18 protein-coding genes and 1 riboswitch are annotated in these 14,824 nt (G+C 34.4%); of the genes, 15 read left to right on the top strand and 3 right to left on the bottom strand.

Going from position 1 to position 14,824, the window contains the following annotated elements; translation table 11 throughout:
- Nucleotides 1–36: 36 nt before the first annotated feature.
- Nucleotides 37–723 carry a hypothetical protein gene (locus SB773_RS28060; RefSeq protein WP_002030740.1) on the bottom strand — a complete coding sequence of 229 codons (687 nt, stop codon included), beginning with the start codon at nucleotides 721–723 and terminating at the stop codon, nucleotides 37–39.
- Nucleotides 724–970: 247 nt separating this feature from the next.
- Nucleotides 971–1,110: riboswitch (FMN riboswitch) on the top strand.
- Between the two features lie 163 nt (nucleotides 1,111–1,273).
- Between SB773_RS28060 and SB773_RS28055 the strand changes: the two genes are divergently transcribed.
- On the top strand, nucleotides 1,274–1,852 hold the full coding sequence (locus SB773_RS28055) for an ECF transporter S component (RefSeq protein ID WP_002011769.1): 579 nt from the start codon (nucleotides 1,274–1,276) through the stop codon (nucleotides 1,850–1,852).
- Nucleotides 1,853–1,969: 117 nt separating this feature from the next.
- Here the strand turns inward: SB773_RS28055 and SB773_RS28050 are convergent, their stop codons facing one another.
- The gene (locus SB773_RS28050; RefSeq protein WP_001151994.1) at nucleotides 1,970–2,218 is read right to left on the bottom strand and encodes a ferredoxin; all 249 of its coding nucleotides are present in this window, start codon (nucleotides 2,216–2,218) and stop codon (nucleotides 1,970–1,972) included.
- Nucleotides 2,219–2,515: 297 nt separating this feature from the next.
- On the opposite strand from SB773_RS28050, the gene SB773_RS28045 reads away from it, so the two are divergent.
- From SB773_RS28045 to SB773_RS27990, 12 genes are all read left to right on the top strand, one after another.
- The gene (locus tag SB773_RS28045) at nucleotides 2,516–3,577 is read left to right on the top strand and encodes a YpbB family protein (RefSeq protein WP_410593474.1); all 1,062 of its coding nucleotides are present in this window, start codon (nucleotides 2,516–2,518) and stop codon (nucleotides 3,575–3,577) included.
- Nucleotides 3,567–5,096, top strand: coding sequence for a RecQ family ATP-dependent DNA helicase (locus tag SB773_RS28040; RefSeq protein ID WP_002086642.1), 1,530 nt, complete (start codon nucleotides 3,567–3,569; stop codon nucleotides 5,094–5,096). The genes SB773_RS28045 and SB773_RS28040 overlap by 11 nt, the downstream gene beginning before the upstream one ends.
- Nucleotides 5,096–5,659 carry a CPBP family intramembrane glutamic endopeptidase gene (locus SB773_RS28035; protein ID WP_002064506.1) on the top strand — a complete coding sequence of 188 codons (564 nt, stop codon included), beginning with the start codon at nucleotides 5,096–5,098 and terminating at the stop codon, nucleotides 5,657–5,659. The genes SB773_RS28040 and SB773_RS28035 overlap by 1 nt, the downstream gene beginning before the upstream one ends.
- 22 nt (nucleotides 5,660–5,681) lie before the next feature.
- A complete protein-coding gene (locus tag SB773_RS28030; RefSeq protein ID WP_002126396.1) occupies nucleotides 5,682–6,161 on the top strand; it encodes a LysM peptidoglycan-binding domain-containing protein in 480 nt (159 codons plus the stop codon).
- A 71-nt stretch (nucleotides 6,162–6,232) separates the two neighbouring features.
- Nucleotides 6,233–7,009 (top strand): metallophosphoesterase, encoded by a 777-nt coding sequence (locus SB773_RS28025; RefSeq protein ID WP_410593471.1) that lies wholly within the window; start codon nucleotides 6,233–6,235, stop codon nucleotides 7,007–7,009.
- Nucleotides 7,009–7,884, top strand: a complete 876-nt coding sequence (locus SB773_RS28020) for a MerR family transcriptional regulator (RefSeq protein WP_002011784.1) — start codon at nucleotides 7,009–7,011, stop codon at nucleotides 7,882–7,884. Before SB773_RS28025 ends, SB773_RS28020 begins: the two co-directional genes overlap by 1 nt.
- Before the next feature lie 77 nt (nucleotides 7,885–7,961).
- Complete coding sequence (locus tag SB773_RS28015; RefSeq protein WP_131245997.1) at nucleotides 7,962–8,570, top strand: genetic competence negative regulator; 609 nt, start codon at nucleotides 7,962–7,964, stop codon at nucleotides 8,568–8,570.
- Between the two features lie 348 nt (nucleotides 8,571–8,918).
- Nucleotides 8,919–10,205, top strand: a complete 1,287-nt coding sequence (gene gudB / locus SB773_RS28010) for an NAD-specific glutamate dehydrogenase (RefSeq protein WP_000225168.1) — start codon at nucleotides 8,919–8,921, stop codon at nucleotides 10,203–10,205.
- Nucleotides 10,206–10,285: 80 nt separating this feature from the next.
- Nucleotides 10,286–10,495 carry a hypothetical protein gene (locus SB773_RS28005; RefSeq protein WP_002126403.1) on the top strand — a complete coding sequence of 70 codons (210 nt, stop codon included), beginning with the start codon at nucleotides 10,286–10,288 and terminating at the stop codon, nucleotides 10,493–10,495.
- Nucleotides 10,496–10,588: 93 nt separating this feature from the next.
- Nucleotides 10,589–10,825 (top strand): DUF3961 domain-containing protein, encoded by a 237-nt coding sequence (locus SB773_RS28000; protein ID WP_002011789.1) that lies wholly within the window; start codon nucleotides 10,589–10,591, stop codon nucleotides 10,823–10,825.
- Between the two features lie 79 nt (nucleotides 10,826–10,904).
- Nucleotides 10,905–11,435 carry a peptidoglycan recognition protein family protein gene (locus SB773_RS27995; RefSeq protein ID WP_002011791.1) on the top strand — a complete coding sequence of 177 codons (531 nt, stop codon included), beginning with the start codon at nucleotides 10,905–10,907 and terminating at the stop codon, nucleotides 11,433–11,435.
- A gap of 109 nt (nucleotides 11,436–11,544) precedes the next feature.
- A complete protein-coding gene (locus tag SB773_RS27990) occupies nucleotides 11,545–12,525 on the top strand; it encodes a YpdA family putative bacillithiol disulfide reductase (RefSeq protein WP_410593467.1) in 981 nt (326 codons plus the stop codon).
- A gap of 34 nt (nucleotides 12,526–12,559) precedes the next feature.
- Here SB773_RS27990 and ansA read toward each other — a convergent pair whose 3' ends face one another.
- A complete protein-coding gene (gene ansA, locus SB773_RS27985) occupies nucleotides 12,560–13,534 on the bottom strand; it encodes an asparaginase (protein ID WP_002030754.1) in 975 nt (324 codons plus the stop codon).
- 213 nt (nucleotides 13,535–13,747) lie between these two features.
- On the opposite strand from ansA, the gene SB773_RS27980 reads away from it, so the two are divergent.
- Both SB773_RS27980 and cmk read left to right on the top strand, forming a co-directional pair.
- On the top strand, nucleotides 13,748–13,921 hold the full coding sequence (locus tag SB773_RS27980; RefSeq protein WP_002135263.1) for a DUF5359 family protein: 174 nt from the start codon (nucleotides 13,748–13,750) through the stop codon (nucleotides 13,919–13,921).
- A gap of 130 nt (nucleotides 13,922–14,051) precedes the next feature.
- On the top strand, nucleotides 14,052–14,729 hold the full coding sequence (cmk, locus tag SB773_RS27975) for a (d)CMP kinase (RefSeq protein ID WP_410593464.1): 678 nt from the start codon (nucleotides 14,052–14,054) through the stop codon (nucleotides 14,727–14,729).
- The last annotated feature ends 95 nt before the right edge of the window (nucleotides 14,730–14,824 follow it).

The raw sequence follows: 14,824 nt of genomic DNA, 5'->3' as shown, positions 1-14,824 counted from the left end.
AAAACCGTCCCAAAAGATCTTTTGGGACGGCTTCTTTTACCAAAAAATAAAGACACATATAAATCCAGTAATAGCTAAGTAGCTATATAAGTAAAAGACTTTTGTTCTTGTTTTTTCTTTTGTCCGAAATAGTACGATAGTTGGTTCGATTAGACCAATTGTAAGACAAAGTAAACCAAGAAGCATAAAGCCAATTGAAAGAGAATACAGGGCGATTTGTGGTGCTTGAAATGGAATCATCCATTTTAATAAAAATGCAATAAGTGCAGTGTAACAAATGCAACCGATGTATTTATTCAATGGTGTATCAGAACGGAAACCAGGAAGTTTCTTGGAAAACGGACGGGAAACAACTTCCGTTTGTAAAGATGTATGTTCTTCAATTATTTTTTGAGCTTCTTTTCCTTTTTGGAAAAGGGATAAAATCCAGTTTCGCTCACCTTGGAAAATAAATTGAGAAGTTGTTAAATAGTGATCAACTTTTACCTTATTCCAACTCTTCCATGGATGACGCTCACACAATTTTAATTTACTTTCTGTTTTTTTATCATACTGATAAATACTTATGCCATCTTGGTCAAAAGTAGCGTAGTATGTCTCTCTTGAGAATGTGCCTAGATCAATTGGACAGTAGAAAAGTAATTCTTTTTTCAAATAAAAGTATTCTTTTCTTAAGTTCTTTTTCATTGCTTCTCGAATAGAGTGTCTTTTATCTTTCTTCATGACATTTCCTCCATAACTCAGAAAATGTTCTTATCTTAACAATTCAACATCTTATCACTTTTGACGACATATGACTAGGGGGATTCATAAGAGAAATACCGAATTATAAAAAATATGGGTTGTATTGTAAAATATAGTGATCGTTCTTTAATTATATAAAATTAATAACTTATTTATAGTAAGTTACACTTTTTTTGTTCACAATACGATCATGTTGTTGTATAATGAAGTGGAAAATAGAATATCGGTCTATCTTCGGGGCAGGGTGAAAATCCCGACCGGCGGTGATGAACATTTAATAATTTCGTTCTAAGCCCGCGAGCCGTTAAGGCAGGATTTGGTGTGATTCCAAAGCCGACAGTACAGTCTGGATGGGAGAAGATGGAGGTTCAAGCGTTCAAAAAAGATAAGTATTTGAACGTCTGTTTGATGTGCCTTAAAATTCTCCCTTTGTGTAAATCACAAAGGGTTTTTTCGTTCTATGAAAAAATAGGCATAGCAGAACCTTTCCACTTTCCATGAGAAGATCGATGGAAAAGGAGAGAGAAAGATGAAACAAAAAAACAGTGTAGTGCAGATGGTGAGTGTAGCGATGCTAAGTAGTATTGCGTATTTACTAATGATGTTGGATTTTCCATTCCCAGGGCTTCCGCCATTTTTAAAAATTGATTTTAGTGATGTGCCAGCTTTAATTGCGGCGATAATTTTTAGTCCAATTGCAGGTGTAATTGTAGAAGCGATAAAAAATATTTTGCATTACGGAATTCAAGGAAGTTTAACGGGAGTACCAGTAGGAGAAGTAGCAAACTTTATAGCGGGATGTTTATTTATTGGTCCAGCAGCATTCTTATTCCGAAAGTATCGCACAGTAAAAAGTTTAACGACAGGATTAATGCTAGGTACAATTACTATGACAGTTATTATGAGTGTGTTAAACTACTTTATTATTTTACCAGCGTACACTTGGTTTTTAAATTCACCAGCTATGTCTAGTGATATTATGCGACAAACTATTGTAACGGCGATATTACCGTTTAATGTAATTAAAGGAATTGTTGTAACAATTGTATTTGTAGCATTATTTTCACGCTTGAAAGTATGGGTATTTGCAAAAATGAAAAATGCTTAAAAATATTAAACCATTAGCAGCGTAACTGCTAATGGTTTTTTTGTTAGTGAGAATGAAAAAGAGTGCAAAAAATCCCCCTCATAAGTATGAGGGGGATTTTTTGAAGTTAATAAAAGACTATTCGAATTTTAAAGAGTCGCCATCAAATGATTCGTCAGCAACTTTAATTGAGTCAGTTGGACAACCTTCGAATGCATCCATCATATCTTCAATTAATACATCTGGAATTTCAACGATACCTTGGTTATCGTCTAATGTTACAAATGCAATGCCTTCATCATCATAGTCATAAATGTCTGGTGCAGCAGCACCACAAGCACCGCATGCAATACAAGTATCTTTGTCAACGATTGTATATTTTGCCATATTTTTTCCCTCCTGATAATATGTATGTGAAAAGTTCGCCAAAAAATTATAATCTTATTGTAAAACGGTTTTTAAAACTTTTCAACATAAAATTATAATGATAACGTTTATCAATTAGAGTGTCAACTTATTTTTGAGTTATTTCATAAGATTTTCAAAATACTTAAATGTTATTTCGTTTGATACAATAGAATATATACAAGCATGTAGTGTGAATATGATAAGTTAAATGAATAGCAGTTAATGTGCAATCGTATTGAAAAAGGAATGAAGTTAGACTGAGAGGTGGAAGCGGTAATGCAGCTACAATATACTTTATTATATTGTTTAAAACAATTGAATGGTGAAAGAACCGTTTCTTCGATTTATTATTTATTAAAAGGAAAGAGATCGTCGCAAACATTACAAGATGGGAATATGTTTCAAATTCCTTTTTTGTTTGGGATTTATAAGTCATTAAATAGAGCTGATTATGATCAAGAAGTTGCAAAGTTGTTACAAACGGATTTAGTTCAAGGTATACATGATAATACATATGTGTTAACGACTGCTGGTAACGTGCAATTAAACAAATGGGAAGGTGACTTTGCCTTTCCGACATATTTAAATGGTTTACACTATGGTGAAATAGGTGAAACGTTTTGGAAGAGATTATCATTGATCGTTCAAACCATTTCGAATTTACAACAGGCGAATACGAAATTTATTCCAATTCAACAGGATACAGAAATAATGATGTGGGTGAAACGTTTTCTCACTGGAATACCGTATATGAGAAGTGAATTGGCTAAAAGATTATGGAAGGAAATGCATACTCTTTTACAAAAAAATAATCCAGTAGAGGCGACAATCGTAATATATCGGTTAACTGGGTATAAACGTATTGGGTGTACTTTACAACAATTAGCGGAAATTACGAAACAAGATATATTTCGAGTTTATTTTTTATTTTGGGGTACAATTCATTTCCTTATTCAAGAAGTTCGCAATAAAGAAAATGAGTTTCCATTATTAGCTGAAATTATATCTTATCCAAATGAGAAAGCTGATTTATTTAGTTTATCAACGAAAAAAACATATAATCTTTGGAGACAAGGACGCTCTTTAGAAGAAATAGCAACAATTCGGAATTTGAAGGTTGCCACGATAGAAGACCATTTTGTAGAAATTGCTTTACGAGAAAAAGAATTTTCTATTGAAATGTTTATGGAAAAAGAAAAAATGGAAAAAGTAACAAAAGTAATTGAAGCATTACAAACACGTAAATTGCGTGTGTTGAAGCAAGCGGTTGGAGAGGAAATCTCTTATTTTGAAGTACGTCTTGTATTGGCACGGATGGAGGGTATAAATGAAGCTTGAGGAATATTTATATAAGTGGTTTGGATATTCTGAATTTCGTCCGGGGCAAAAAGGAGTTATTACGGACTTATTGGAAGGAAAAGATGTTGTAGCAATGCTTCCGACTGGAAGGGGAAAGTCAATGTGTTATCAACTTCCGGGGCTTCTGCAAGAGGGTACGGTGCTTGTTGTATCACCATTATTATCTTTAATGGAAGACCAAGTTACGCAATTAAAGTATGTCGTGAAAAATCGAGTTATTGCATTGAATAGTTTTCGGACGTTAATTGAAAAAAGAGAAGCAATGAAAAAGCTATCTTTTTATAAATTTGTTTTCGTATCGCCAGAGATGTTGCAGTCGGAACTTCTAATAAGAGAATTGAAAAAAATTCATATTTCATTATTTGTCGTAGATGAAGCGCATTGTATTTCACAATGGGGCTATGATTTTCGGCCAGATTATAAAAAATTAGATAAAGTAATTGAGAGTATCGGATCTCCGACAGTACTAGCATTAACAGCAACTGCGACAAAGGATGTATTGCGAGATATAGCGGAAAGTTTAAATCTAAAAAATATTGCTGAGCATGTGTACTCAATTGATCGTCCAAATATTGCGATGGAAGTGCAATTTGTGGAAACAATAGAAGAAAAAAAAGAGGCGCTTTTTGAGCATGTAATGTATTTGCAAGGGCCTGGTATTGTTTATTGTTCAAGTAGGGCCTGGACAGAGCGTTTAACCGAGTATTTAAGAGGAAAAGGAATTACAGGTGTAGCTTTTTATCATGGTGGTATGGAACATGAAGAGCGTATGTTAATTCAACAACAGTTTATGAATGACCAGTTGCAAATTGTAATATGTACAAGTGCTTTTGGGATGGGGGTAAATAAGGCGAATACAAGATATATTATTCATTTTCAATATCCGACAAATGTAGCTTCCTATTTACAAGAAATTGGAAGAGCGGGAAGAGATGGAGAATTGAGTATAGCCATTTTATTATGTAGTCCATTGGATCACGATTTGCCAATTTCAATCATTGAAGATGAATTACCAAGTAAATCGCAAATACAATTTTTATTTTCGTTACTACAAGAAAGAATGTTTCAAACGAAAGTATTACCATTAGAAGATGTAGAAGAAATTTGTTATAATGCAGCAAGATTTAATGAACAGTATTGGCGCTTTACACGTTATCATCTCGAACATCTTGGAATCATACAACAGCGAAATCTCATGCTAGAGAGCTTGTCAGATGAAATAATGCACAGATTAATAGCGGAAGTGGAAGTGAGAATGCGTAATAAATATAGTGAGCTAGAAAATATGAAGTCATGGATACAAGTTCAAGGATGTAGACGTGAATATTTATTACAACAATTCGGTTATAGAAAAGAAAAAGAGATAGAAAACTGTTGTGATTACTGTGGTATTACAAAAACGGATTATAAAAAAAGACGAGCGCAACAGTTAGTTTTCGACTATAATTGGGAAACAGAGTTACAAAAGCTTTTCGGCCTAGGAAAGATGGAGGAATGATGAACATTCAAAGGCATAATGTTGAAGATATGAGTCCGAGAGAAATAAGACTGAATCTCTACATAACACAACTAATCATTATTGGTATCGGTTGTTTACTAGCCTATATATTATTTCAAGATAAAAGAGAAGTTTATAGTTTATGGAAATGGGAACCGGTTTCTATACTTTTAATAGGTAGCTTGTTAGCGATTTGTATTGTGTTATTAGATTATGTTGCAATGCGAGTGTTTCCAGAATCTTGGTTTGATGATGGTGGCATTAACGATAGAATGTTTCAAGGGATTTCTGTCATGCATTTACTCGTTATCACGTTTATTATTGGCTTTGCGGAAGAGTTTTTATTTAGAGGTGTAGTGCAGACTCATTTCGGAATTGTAATAGCGAGTTTAATTTTTGCTGTGTTACATATTCGGTATATAACGAAGCCTTTTTTGTTTTGTTTCGTCTGCTTTATTAGTTTTGTTTTTGGTTATGTATTCGAGTGGACAGGAAATTTGTTTATAACAATCTTTGCACACTTTCTTGTTGATTTTATAATGGGGCTCCAATTAAGAAAATAAATGGAAGGTGGTGGTGAACAACATGAGAAAACGAATTCCTGATTTTGAAGAGGAGTTAGAAGTTGAGCAAGTGGAAGAAGATGAAAGTTTACCGCCGCGTAGTGAAATTCATAGAAATAAAGAGAACAAACCAAAGTTTAAAATGAATCACATTTTCGTCCGAGTGTTAACATTTTTGTTCATATTGTTACCTATTAGTATCCTATGGTATACGGATAAGTATATACAGGTAAAAAGTGATAGTAATAATGCTGAGAAAAGTGCGTTTGAAGTAATTTTCTTTGATTCCGCTAAGACTGAATCAAAGAAGCAGCCTGAGAAAGTAGCAACTCATGTTGTGAAAGATGGAGAAACTTTAGAAAGTATAGCGAAGCAATATTTCTCAGATGAAGATGGGATAGAAATAATAAAAAAGTATAATGATTTACAAGAAGACGAAGTGAAGGTAGGACAAGAATTGAAAATTCCTATAAAAGATAAGTCCACGAAGTATGAGAGCTAGCTAAATGAGTGATATATAGCTCCACATAAAATTAAGGACTATACTTTACGAGGAGGGAGAGTAAAAAATATATGTCATGGATTATATTATTATGTACTCTCATAAGCATTGGTTTTGTATGTCTTCTTGGAATGTATAAAGAAGCGATGCGTAATACAGTGTTGGAACATACTTTAGTATTCGAAGAATTTCCGGAAAGTTTTCAAAAAGTTAAAGTTTTTTTTATTTCGGATATTCATAGAAGGATCATTTCTAGTTCGCTAATTGAACGAGTGAAAGGAAAAGCAGATATCGTAATTATTGGCGGTGATTTAGCTGAAAAAGGAGTACCTTTATCGCAAATCGCTTTAAATATTCAAAAGTTAAGAGAAATAGCCCCTGTATATTTTGTATGGGGAAATAATGACTATGAAATTGAGTATCACGAATTAGATGCTTTATTAATAGAAAATAATGTGAAGGTATTAGATAATACAAGAGTTGTATTTGAGTCTGAATTAGGAGAGAAAATTTGCTTACTCGGTATCGATGATGTTGGATTAGAACGAGATCGTTTAGATTTAGTGTTGTCTGATTGTAAAGAAGAAGGTTTTCGCATTTTAATTAGTCACAACCCAGATATAATAAAGAAAATGTCTGGTAATGAACAAATTTCGCTCGTATTAAGTGGACATACACATGGAGGCCAGATTCGGTTGTTTCCATCTGAAAAGTATTTAAAGGGTGGCGTATATAAGCATTCTAATACGACTCTCTTTGTTAGTAATGGGTATGGAACAACATTGTTCCCTCTTCGTTTTCGGGCACCTTCCCAAACACATATCATTACGTTATGCGGAGGGAAATAATGCCGAATTCAAATGGAAAATATAATATAAAAGCTGTCTCAAATATACTCGGAATTCAACCGAGTACACTTCGCGCATGGGAAAGACGCTATCATATTATTGCCCCAAAGAGAAATCGTGCGGGGCATCGTTTATATACAGAAGAGCATATTCATATTTTGAAATGGTTAATGAACAAAGTTTCTGAGGGGATGATGATTGGACAAGCAGTTCAGTTATTAGAAGGGAATCGGTTGCAGAACAACGTTCAAAAAGAAAAAATTACTGATACAGAAGTTGTTTTAGTGGACGATATACTACAAGCTTTGTTAGAATTTGATGAAATTACAATTTCTGCATTATTAAACGAGGTTTTTAGTATATATTCAACGGAAAAGGTTGTTGCAAGCATCATTCTTCAAGTGGCAAACAAGTTGTTAACTTTAAAAAGTAATAATGAGATTACAATGTCGCAATTCAAATATGTTGTATCATTCTTACAAACACGTTTAGGGATGATCTATCATAATGCGTCGGTGTATTCTTCCGTTAACAAAGTTTTCGTTTTAGAAAATAATATATTAAAAGGATTTATTTTCGCGACGTATTTACGACTAAAAGGATATCAAACAATGTATATGGGGACAAGTTTAGATGAAGAAGGTATTTTACTAGCTATTGAACAATTACAACCTAAATATTTGTTTATATCTTTTGATGATGAACGAGAACTTGAAGAGGCAGTAGAATTTATTGACTTGTTGCAAGAAAAAAATGAAAACATCTCTGGTGGTTTTATAGGAAGAAAAGGCATTGGAGATCAATTAAATCTTCAAAATATCCTAATTGGTAACACGAAAGAAGAATGGGATGGATGGTTAAAGATGCCGGAATAGTCGTTCGAAAAGAACCATCTATTTTCTATTTCATATAATAAAAATTAGATGCAATGGTTACGTAGGGAGGGTATGAGATGAGACTGGAACGTTTAAATTATAATAAGATTAAAATTTTCCTAACATTTGATGATTTATCTGAACGAGGATTAACGAAAGAAGATTTGTGGAGAAATGCACCGAAAGTACAGCAACTATTCCGTGATATGATGCAAGAAGCAAATACAGAATTAGGGTTTGAAGCGGATGGACCGATTGCTGTTGAAGTATTTTCTCTACAAGCTCAAGGTATGGTTGTAATTGTAACAAAAGAAAATCACGAAGTGGACACAGAAGATGAGTTCCGTGACGAGTTTATTGAAATGCAAGTGACTCTTGATGAAAGTGAACATATACTTTACGAGTTTGCTACATTAGATGATGTAATCAATTTGTCAAATCGCTTATATAACCTTGGTGTAACTGATGGGAAGTTGTATATGTGGGATGATCGTTTTTATCTTTGGATAGAAGAAGAAGAGCAATTTCAATTATTGAAGGCGGATTTTATAGCTATTTTAGCGGAGTACGGTAATCCGTCAACAGCAACAATTTACCGCGTAATGGAATATGGTAAAGAATTAATGGATTCTCAAGCGATTGAACAAATATACAATTACTTTGTGAAAAAACAAAACCTCAGCTAATGTAACGTAGCTTGAGGTTTTATTTTTATTCAGCTGAAAATCTAAAATCTATAAAACGAAGTGTAGGTAACAAGACTAGCCGATCTGTATGTTAAAATGTAATCAGTATTTCTTGATGAAATAATGGTTTTATCGAATGTATTTTGATGAAAATAAAAAACATTTAAATATTTAAGTATTTTACTTTTCTAAAAGCAATAAAAGGACTATAATAATAGTGAAAACGCTTGCAATACAAAATAGTTTGTATATATTTGTTAGCGTTTTCTATTGCATTCCAAATTTAACGGTGTATACTAGGCAATGAAGGTTTACTAAACAAGTGAAATTACAGGGGGTTTACTTACTATGGTAGCCGAAAAGGGAACTCAAACGAAAACACAACAACAAGGGGAACAACATTTTGAATTGTTAAATTCAACACAAATTGTAATTAATGAAGCATTAGAAAAATTGGGTTATCCAAACGAAGTATATGAATTATTGAAAGAACCAATTCGTATGATGACAGTGAAAATTCCAGTTCGTATGGATGACGGGACTGTTAAAATATTTACAGGATATCGTGCACAACATAATGATGCTGTTGGTCCAACGAAAGGTGGAATTCGCTTCCATCCAAACGTAACAGAAAATGAAGTGAAAGCACTTTCTATTTGGATGAGTTTAAAATGTGGTATTGTTGATTTACCATATGGTGGAGGTAAAGGTGGAATCATTTGTGACCCACGTGAGATGTCTTTCCGTGAATTAGAAAGATTAAGCCGCGGTTATGTACGAGCAATTAGCCAAATTGTTGGTCCGACAAAAGATATTCCGGCTCCAGATGTATTTACAAATTCACAAATTATGGCATGGATGATGGATGAGTATAGCCGTATCGATGAATTTAATTCACCAGGATTTATTACAGGTAAACCACTTGTATTAGGTGGATCACACGGACGTGAAACAGCGACTGCAAAAGGTGTAACAATTTGTATTCGTGAAGCTGCGAAAAAACGTGACATTGATATTAAAGGTGCACGCGTTGTTGTTCAAGGATTTGGTAATGCGGGTAGCTTCTTAGCTAAATTTATGCATGATGCAGGCGCGAAAGTAATTGCAATTTCAGATGCTTACGGTGCATTACATGATCCGAATGGATTAGATATTGACTACTTACTAGATCGTCGCGATAGCTTTGGTACTGTAACAAAACTATTTAATAATACAATTTCAAATACAGAACTGTTAGAACTTGATTGCGACATTTTAGTTCCTGCTGCAATTGAGAACCAAATTACAGAAGAAAATGCTGATAAGATTAAAGCGAAAATTGTGGTTGAAGCTGCAAATGGTCCAACTACATTAGAAGCAACAAAAATCTTAACAGATCGTGGTATCTTACTTGTTCCAGACGTATTAGCAAGTGCTGGTGGCGTTACGGTATCTTACTTTGAGTGGGTACAAAATAACCAAGGTTACTACTGGACTGAAGAAGAAGTAGAACAACGTTTAGAAAAAGTAATGGTAAAATCATTCGATTCAATTTATGAAACATCACAAGTTCGTAAAGTGAACATGCGCTTAGCTGCATACATGATTGGTGTTCGTAAAATGGCTGAGGCTAGTCGCTTCAGAGGTTGGGTATAATATATAATGTTTTGAGAAAACGTGATTTCCTTTCGAGGGAATCACGTTTTTTTGTTGAAGTATTAAATGAGGTGTTGTATATGGGGAATGAAATAATGGAACGAGTAGACCAATTAGAAGAAAAGGTTAAGGTGTTAGAGGGTGAACTTGCAAGAGCTAAGAGAGCCCGAAAAACAAGTGTCGTTCGGGTGTTCGGCGAAGGATTATTATTTTTAATATTTGGTGCAGTTGTAGTTGGACCAATTATCGCGTTTATATTCACAATTATTACTTGGTTTGGTGAAAAATAGAATAAAAAATAAAAAGAACGCTTGTTCTACACGAACAAACGTGCTATACTTTCCTTAGATAAGCAAAACGGAAATGATTTTAAGGAGAGATAAATGATGAAAATGACAGTAGACCAAAGATTTATGATGCCAGCAGATGTTGTAGAACGAGTGGAAGTATTACGAAACAAACAAAGCAAGCGTGGCACATTATTACAATCGGTAAATAAATTTTTCGGTTTAGATACGAAAGAGGATTGTATTTGGTTTTACGGTTTTTACGGAGTGGCTGTAAGTATTGTATTATTTATGGTATTCACATCAAATATTTTCGATGTTCTCTTCGCATAAGAAATATGCCATAAGGACATTGCCACCGAATACATATATAAGGAAGTAAGGTAATTTTTTAGAGCGGGAGTTGGTAGTAATGGCGATGTTCCCTATAGAGCGTAACTATATTGGGTATGGAAATTCACGACCAGGAATTCCTCTTTCAAAAGTAAGATTTATTGTAAGTCATGACACGGGGAACCCTGGTAGCAATGCGATAGGAAATCGGGATTACTTTAATGAAATACAACCGAAAGCTTCAGCGCATACATTTATTGATGATAAAACAATATTAGAAATTGTTCCTATAAATGAAGTTGCGTACCATGTTCGATACAATGTGCCAACGGATAATGAGTTATTCGGTTATGATGCGAATAAGGCTGCAATTGGGGTTGAACTTTGCTATGGTGGCGACGTAAACTTTTGGGAGGCGTATACTCGTTTTACGTGGTATCACGCTTATTTATGTCAAAATTTCGGTTTAAATCCTAAAAAGGCTATTGTGTCACACAAAACGTTGGATCCTACTCGGAAAATCGATCCTGAGAATGTATTAGGGCAACAAGGAATTAAATTTCAGCAGTTTTTAGCAGATGTCTATCGGATGTATGTTTCGTTTAGATGACAAATATATGAAAAATGAATACAATAAAGATAGATGCCTACTGCTGTAAGTAGGTTTTTTCTTGTTTATATAAATAGAGCAGAGGTAGAAGACTAGGAGTGAACTAAGTATGCAAAAAGAAACAGTTATTATTATCGGAGGCGGTCCATGCGGATTAGCAGCGGCGATTTCGTTGCAAAAAGTGGGGTTAAATCCGTTAGTAATCGAAAAAGGAAGCATTGTAAATGCAATTTATAATTATCCAACTCATCAAACATTTTTCTCCTCTAGTGAAAAATTAGAAATTGGTGAAGTTGCTTTTATTACAGAAAATCGTAAGCCATTTCGTAATCAGGCGCTTGCGTATTATCGTGAAGTAGTAAAGCGTAAATCTATACGTGTAAATGCATTTGAACGAGTGGAACAAGTTCAAAAAGATGGTGATGTTTTTAAAGTTGAAACGACGAAGCGTGACGGAAACAAAGAAATATATGTTGCGAAATACATTGTTGTCGCAACTGGATATTATGATAATCCGAATTATATGAATGTACCTGGTGAGAAACTTGAGAAAGTAGCTCATTATTTCAAAGAAGGACACCCTTATTTTGATCGAGATGTCGTTGTAATAGGTGGTAAAAATTCAAGTATAGATGCAGCGTTAGAGCTTGTTAAATCGGGTGCACGTGTAACAGTTCTATACCGTGGTGGGGAATACTCGCCAAGTATTAAGCCGTGGATTTTGCCGGAATTTGAGGCGTTAGTACGAAATGGGACAATTCAAATGCATTTCCATGCGCATGTAAAAGAAATTACTGAGCATACGTTGACGTATACAGTAGATGGTGAGGCAAATACAATTCAAAACGATTTTGTATTTGCTATGACGGGTTACCATCCAGACCACAGCTTCTTAACAAAAATGGGAGTTCGGATTGATGAAGAAACAGGGCGCCCGATTTATATAGAGGGTAGTATGGAAACAAACGCTGAAAATATTTTTATTGCAGGTGTAATTGCTGCGGGGAATAACGCAAATGAAATATTTATCGAGAACGGTAGATTCCATGGAGATGCGATTGCGCAAACCATTGCATCAAGAGAAGAATAAAAAGAAGCTGTCGAAATCTTCGACAGCTTCTTTTTTAATCGTGCATAAACATATGTTGGATTGTTTCGTGAGAGTTTGTGTTTTCTAGTGCGACTAGTAATTTAATTCGCGCCTTTTGAGCGTTTAAACCGTAGGTGAAAACAATGCCCATATCTTTTAATTGTTTTCCGCCACCTTCATAAGAGTATACGTCTTGAACGATACCGTTAAAGCAGCGTGAAACTAATACAATTGGAATGCCTTTTTCTATTAATCGCCCTAGACTAGGAAGTGTTCTTGGAGGTAAATTACCTTGTCCAAGTGCTTCAATAACAATTCCGTCTACTGGTAGTGTTTCGATTGCTGATAATAATGTATCATCCATACCTGCGTATGCTTTTAGAACGACAACGTTTTTAGAAATCTGTCGTACTGTGCATGTTTCGTGATGCACTAAAGCATGATGGAAAACAACACCACGTTTTGTTACCATGCCAATTGGTCCGTACTGTGGACTTTGGAATGTCGCGACATTACTTGTGTGCGTTTTTGTTACATTTGTAGCACAATGTATTTCGTCATTTAATACGACTAGAACGCCTTTTTCAGCAGCTTCATTACTACTAGCAACTTTTACAGCTGATAAGAAATTATATAGACCATCGGCACCTAATTCATTACTAGAACGCATTGCCCCTGTCACAACGATTGGGATAGTTGCTTGAACTGTTAAATCAAGAAAATAAGCTGTCTCTTCTAATGTATCGGTACCATGCGTGATGACTACGCCGTGAATATCGTCTTGTTTTACTCTTTCGTCAATGATGACTTGCAATTGTAGCATTTCGCTAGGAGTCATGTGAGGAGATGGAAGATGGAACACATCTTCGACAATTAAATCAACATCGCCTTCTAAATCAGGAATGAATTTTAAAAGAGGATTCTTTTTACCTGGTTGTACGACCCCAGTTTCTTTATCTTCCTCCATTGCAATTGTTCCACCTGTGTGTAAAACTAGGATTCTTTTCAATGCTTATACCCCTTTCAAGTTGAAAAATACATTTAGAACATAACATGTTTTGAGTAAATTCGACAATGAAAATGTATAAAAGTATGCTTAGAAAATGACAATAAAATAAATTACCTTAAGTGTGCTCCGGTAAGTGATTATTAGGTTAGGTTTTGTTTATGGAAATTTATGAGAGTAGATGTGTAAGTGTAGAGAGGGAAGGTGTGAGTTTTTTTGAAAAAAGTGGAGAAAATTATAATTCGTATATTACTGATTCAATTTATTTTTCTTTCTGTCGTCCAACTGCTTTTTATACATAAATCTTCAGTGAAATATTTATCGAAAATTGTTTATTACGAAGGTGTCGTCACGAAAAATAAGGCGGAAATCTTACAGGTGAATAAGTAGTTTTCATTTTCTTCTATGATGGATTATGCTACAATTATTGAGGATTTAATGACGTGAGGCAAATGAGAAGAAGCAGGGGGAAAATACCTGCTTTTCGTTTTGTTTTATAAGTGAAAAATGAGGTGTTACAATGGATAAACGAATTTCGATTGCTATAGATGGTCCAGCGGCTGCTGGGAAAAGTACAGTGGCAAAAGTTGTTGCAAAAAAACTTTCATATGTTTACATTGATACAGGCGCAATGTACCGTACTGTTACATATGCAGCCCTTGAACAAAAAGTGGATATTGAAAATGAAGAAAAGTTAATGGAAGTTGTAAAAAATGTAAATATTGAATTTCAGCAAGGGGAAAATACACAACTTGTATTTTTAAATGGACAAGATGTTTCTGAAGTGATTCGTACGCCAGATGTGACGAATCGTGTATCTATTGTAGCAAAGCATCGTCTTGTTCGTGAAGAAATGGTACGTCGTCAACAAGGATTAGCTAAAAAAGGCGGCGTAGTAATGGATGGCCGTGATATTGGTACACATGTACTACCAGATGCTGAAGTGAAAATCTTTATGCTTGCTTCTGTAGAAGAAAGAGCGGAAAGAAGACATTTAGAAAATATGAATAAAGGTTTCGATTCTAATTTAGAGCAGTTAAGAGAAGAAATTGCTAGGCGTGATAAATTAGATTCAGAACGCGAAGTTTCTCCTTTGAAAAAAGCTGATGATGCATTGGAATTAGATACAACTTCTTTATCAATTGAAGAAGTTGTCCAAAAAATTATGGGTATTGTTTCAGGAGTATTTGCGAAATAAAGAAAGAGGACTATCCTCTAAAATGTACCCTATAGAATAGACACTGAAAAAAAGTCTATTCTATAGGGTATTTCTTGTATAATGAGAGAAAATTG

Origin of the sequence: Bacillus sp. SIMBA_074 (assembly GCF_046534555.1) — a bacterium.
Taxonomy (GTDB): domain Bacteria; phylum Bacillota; class Bacilli; order Bacillales; family Bacillaceae_G; genus Bacillus_A; species Bacillus_A mycoides.
The sequence above is the reverse complement of the archived record's forward strand: the minus strand, read 5'-3'. Positions and strand labels throughout refer to the sequence as shown.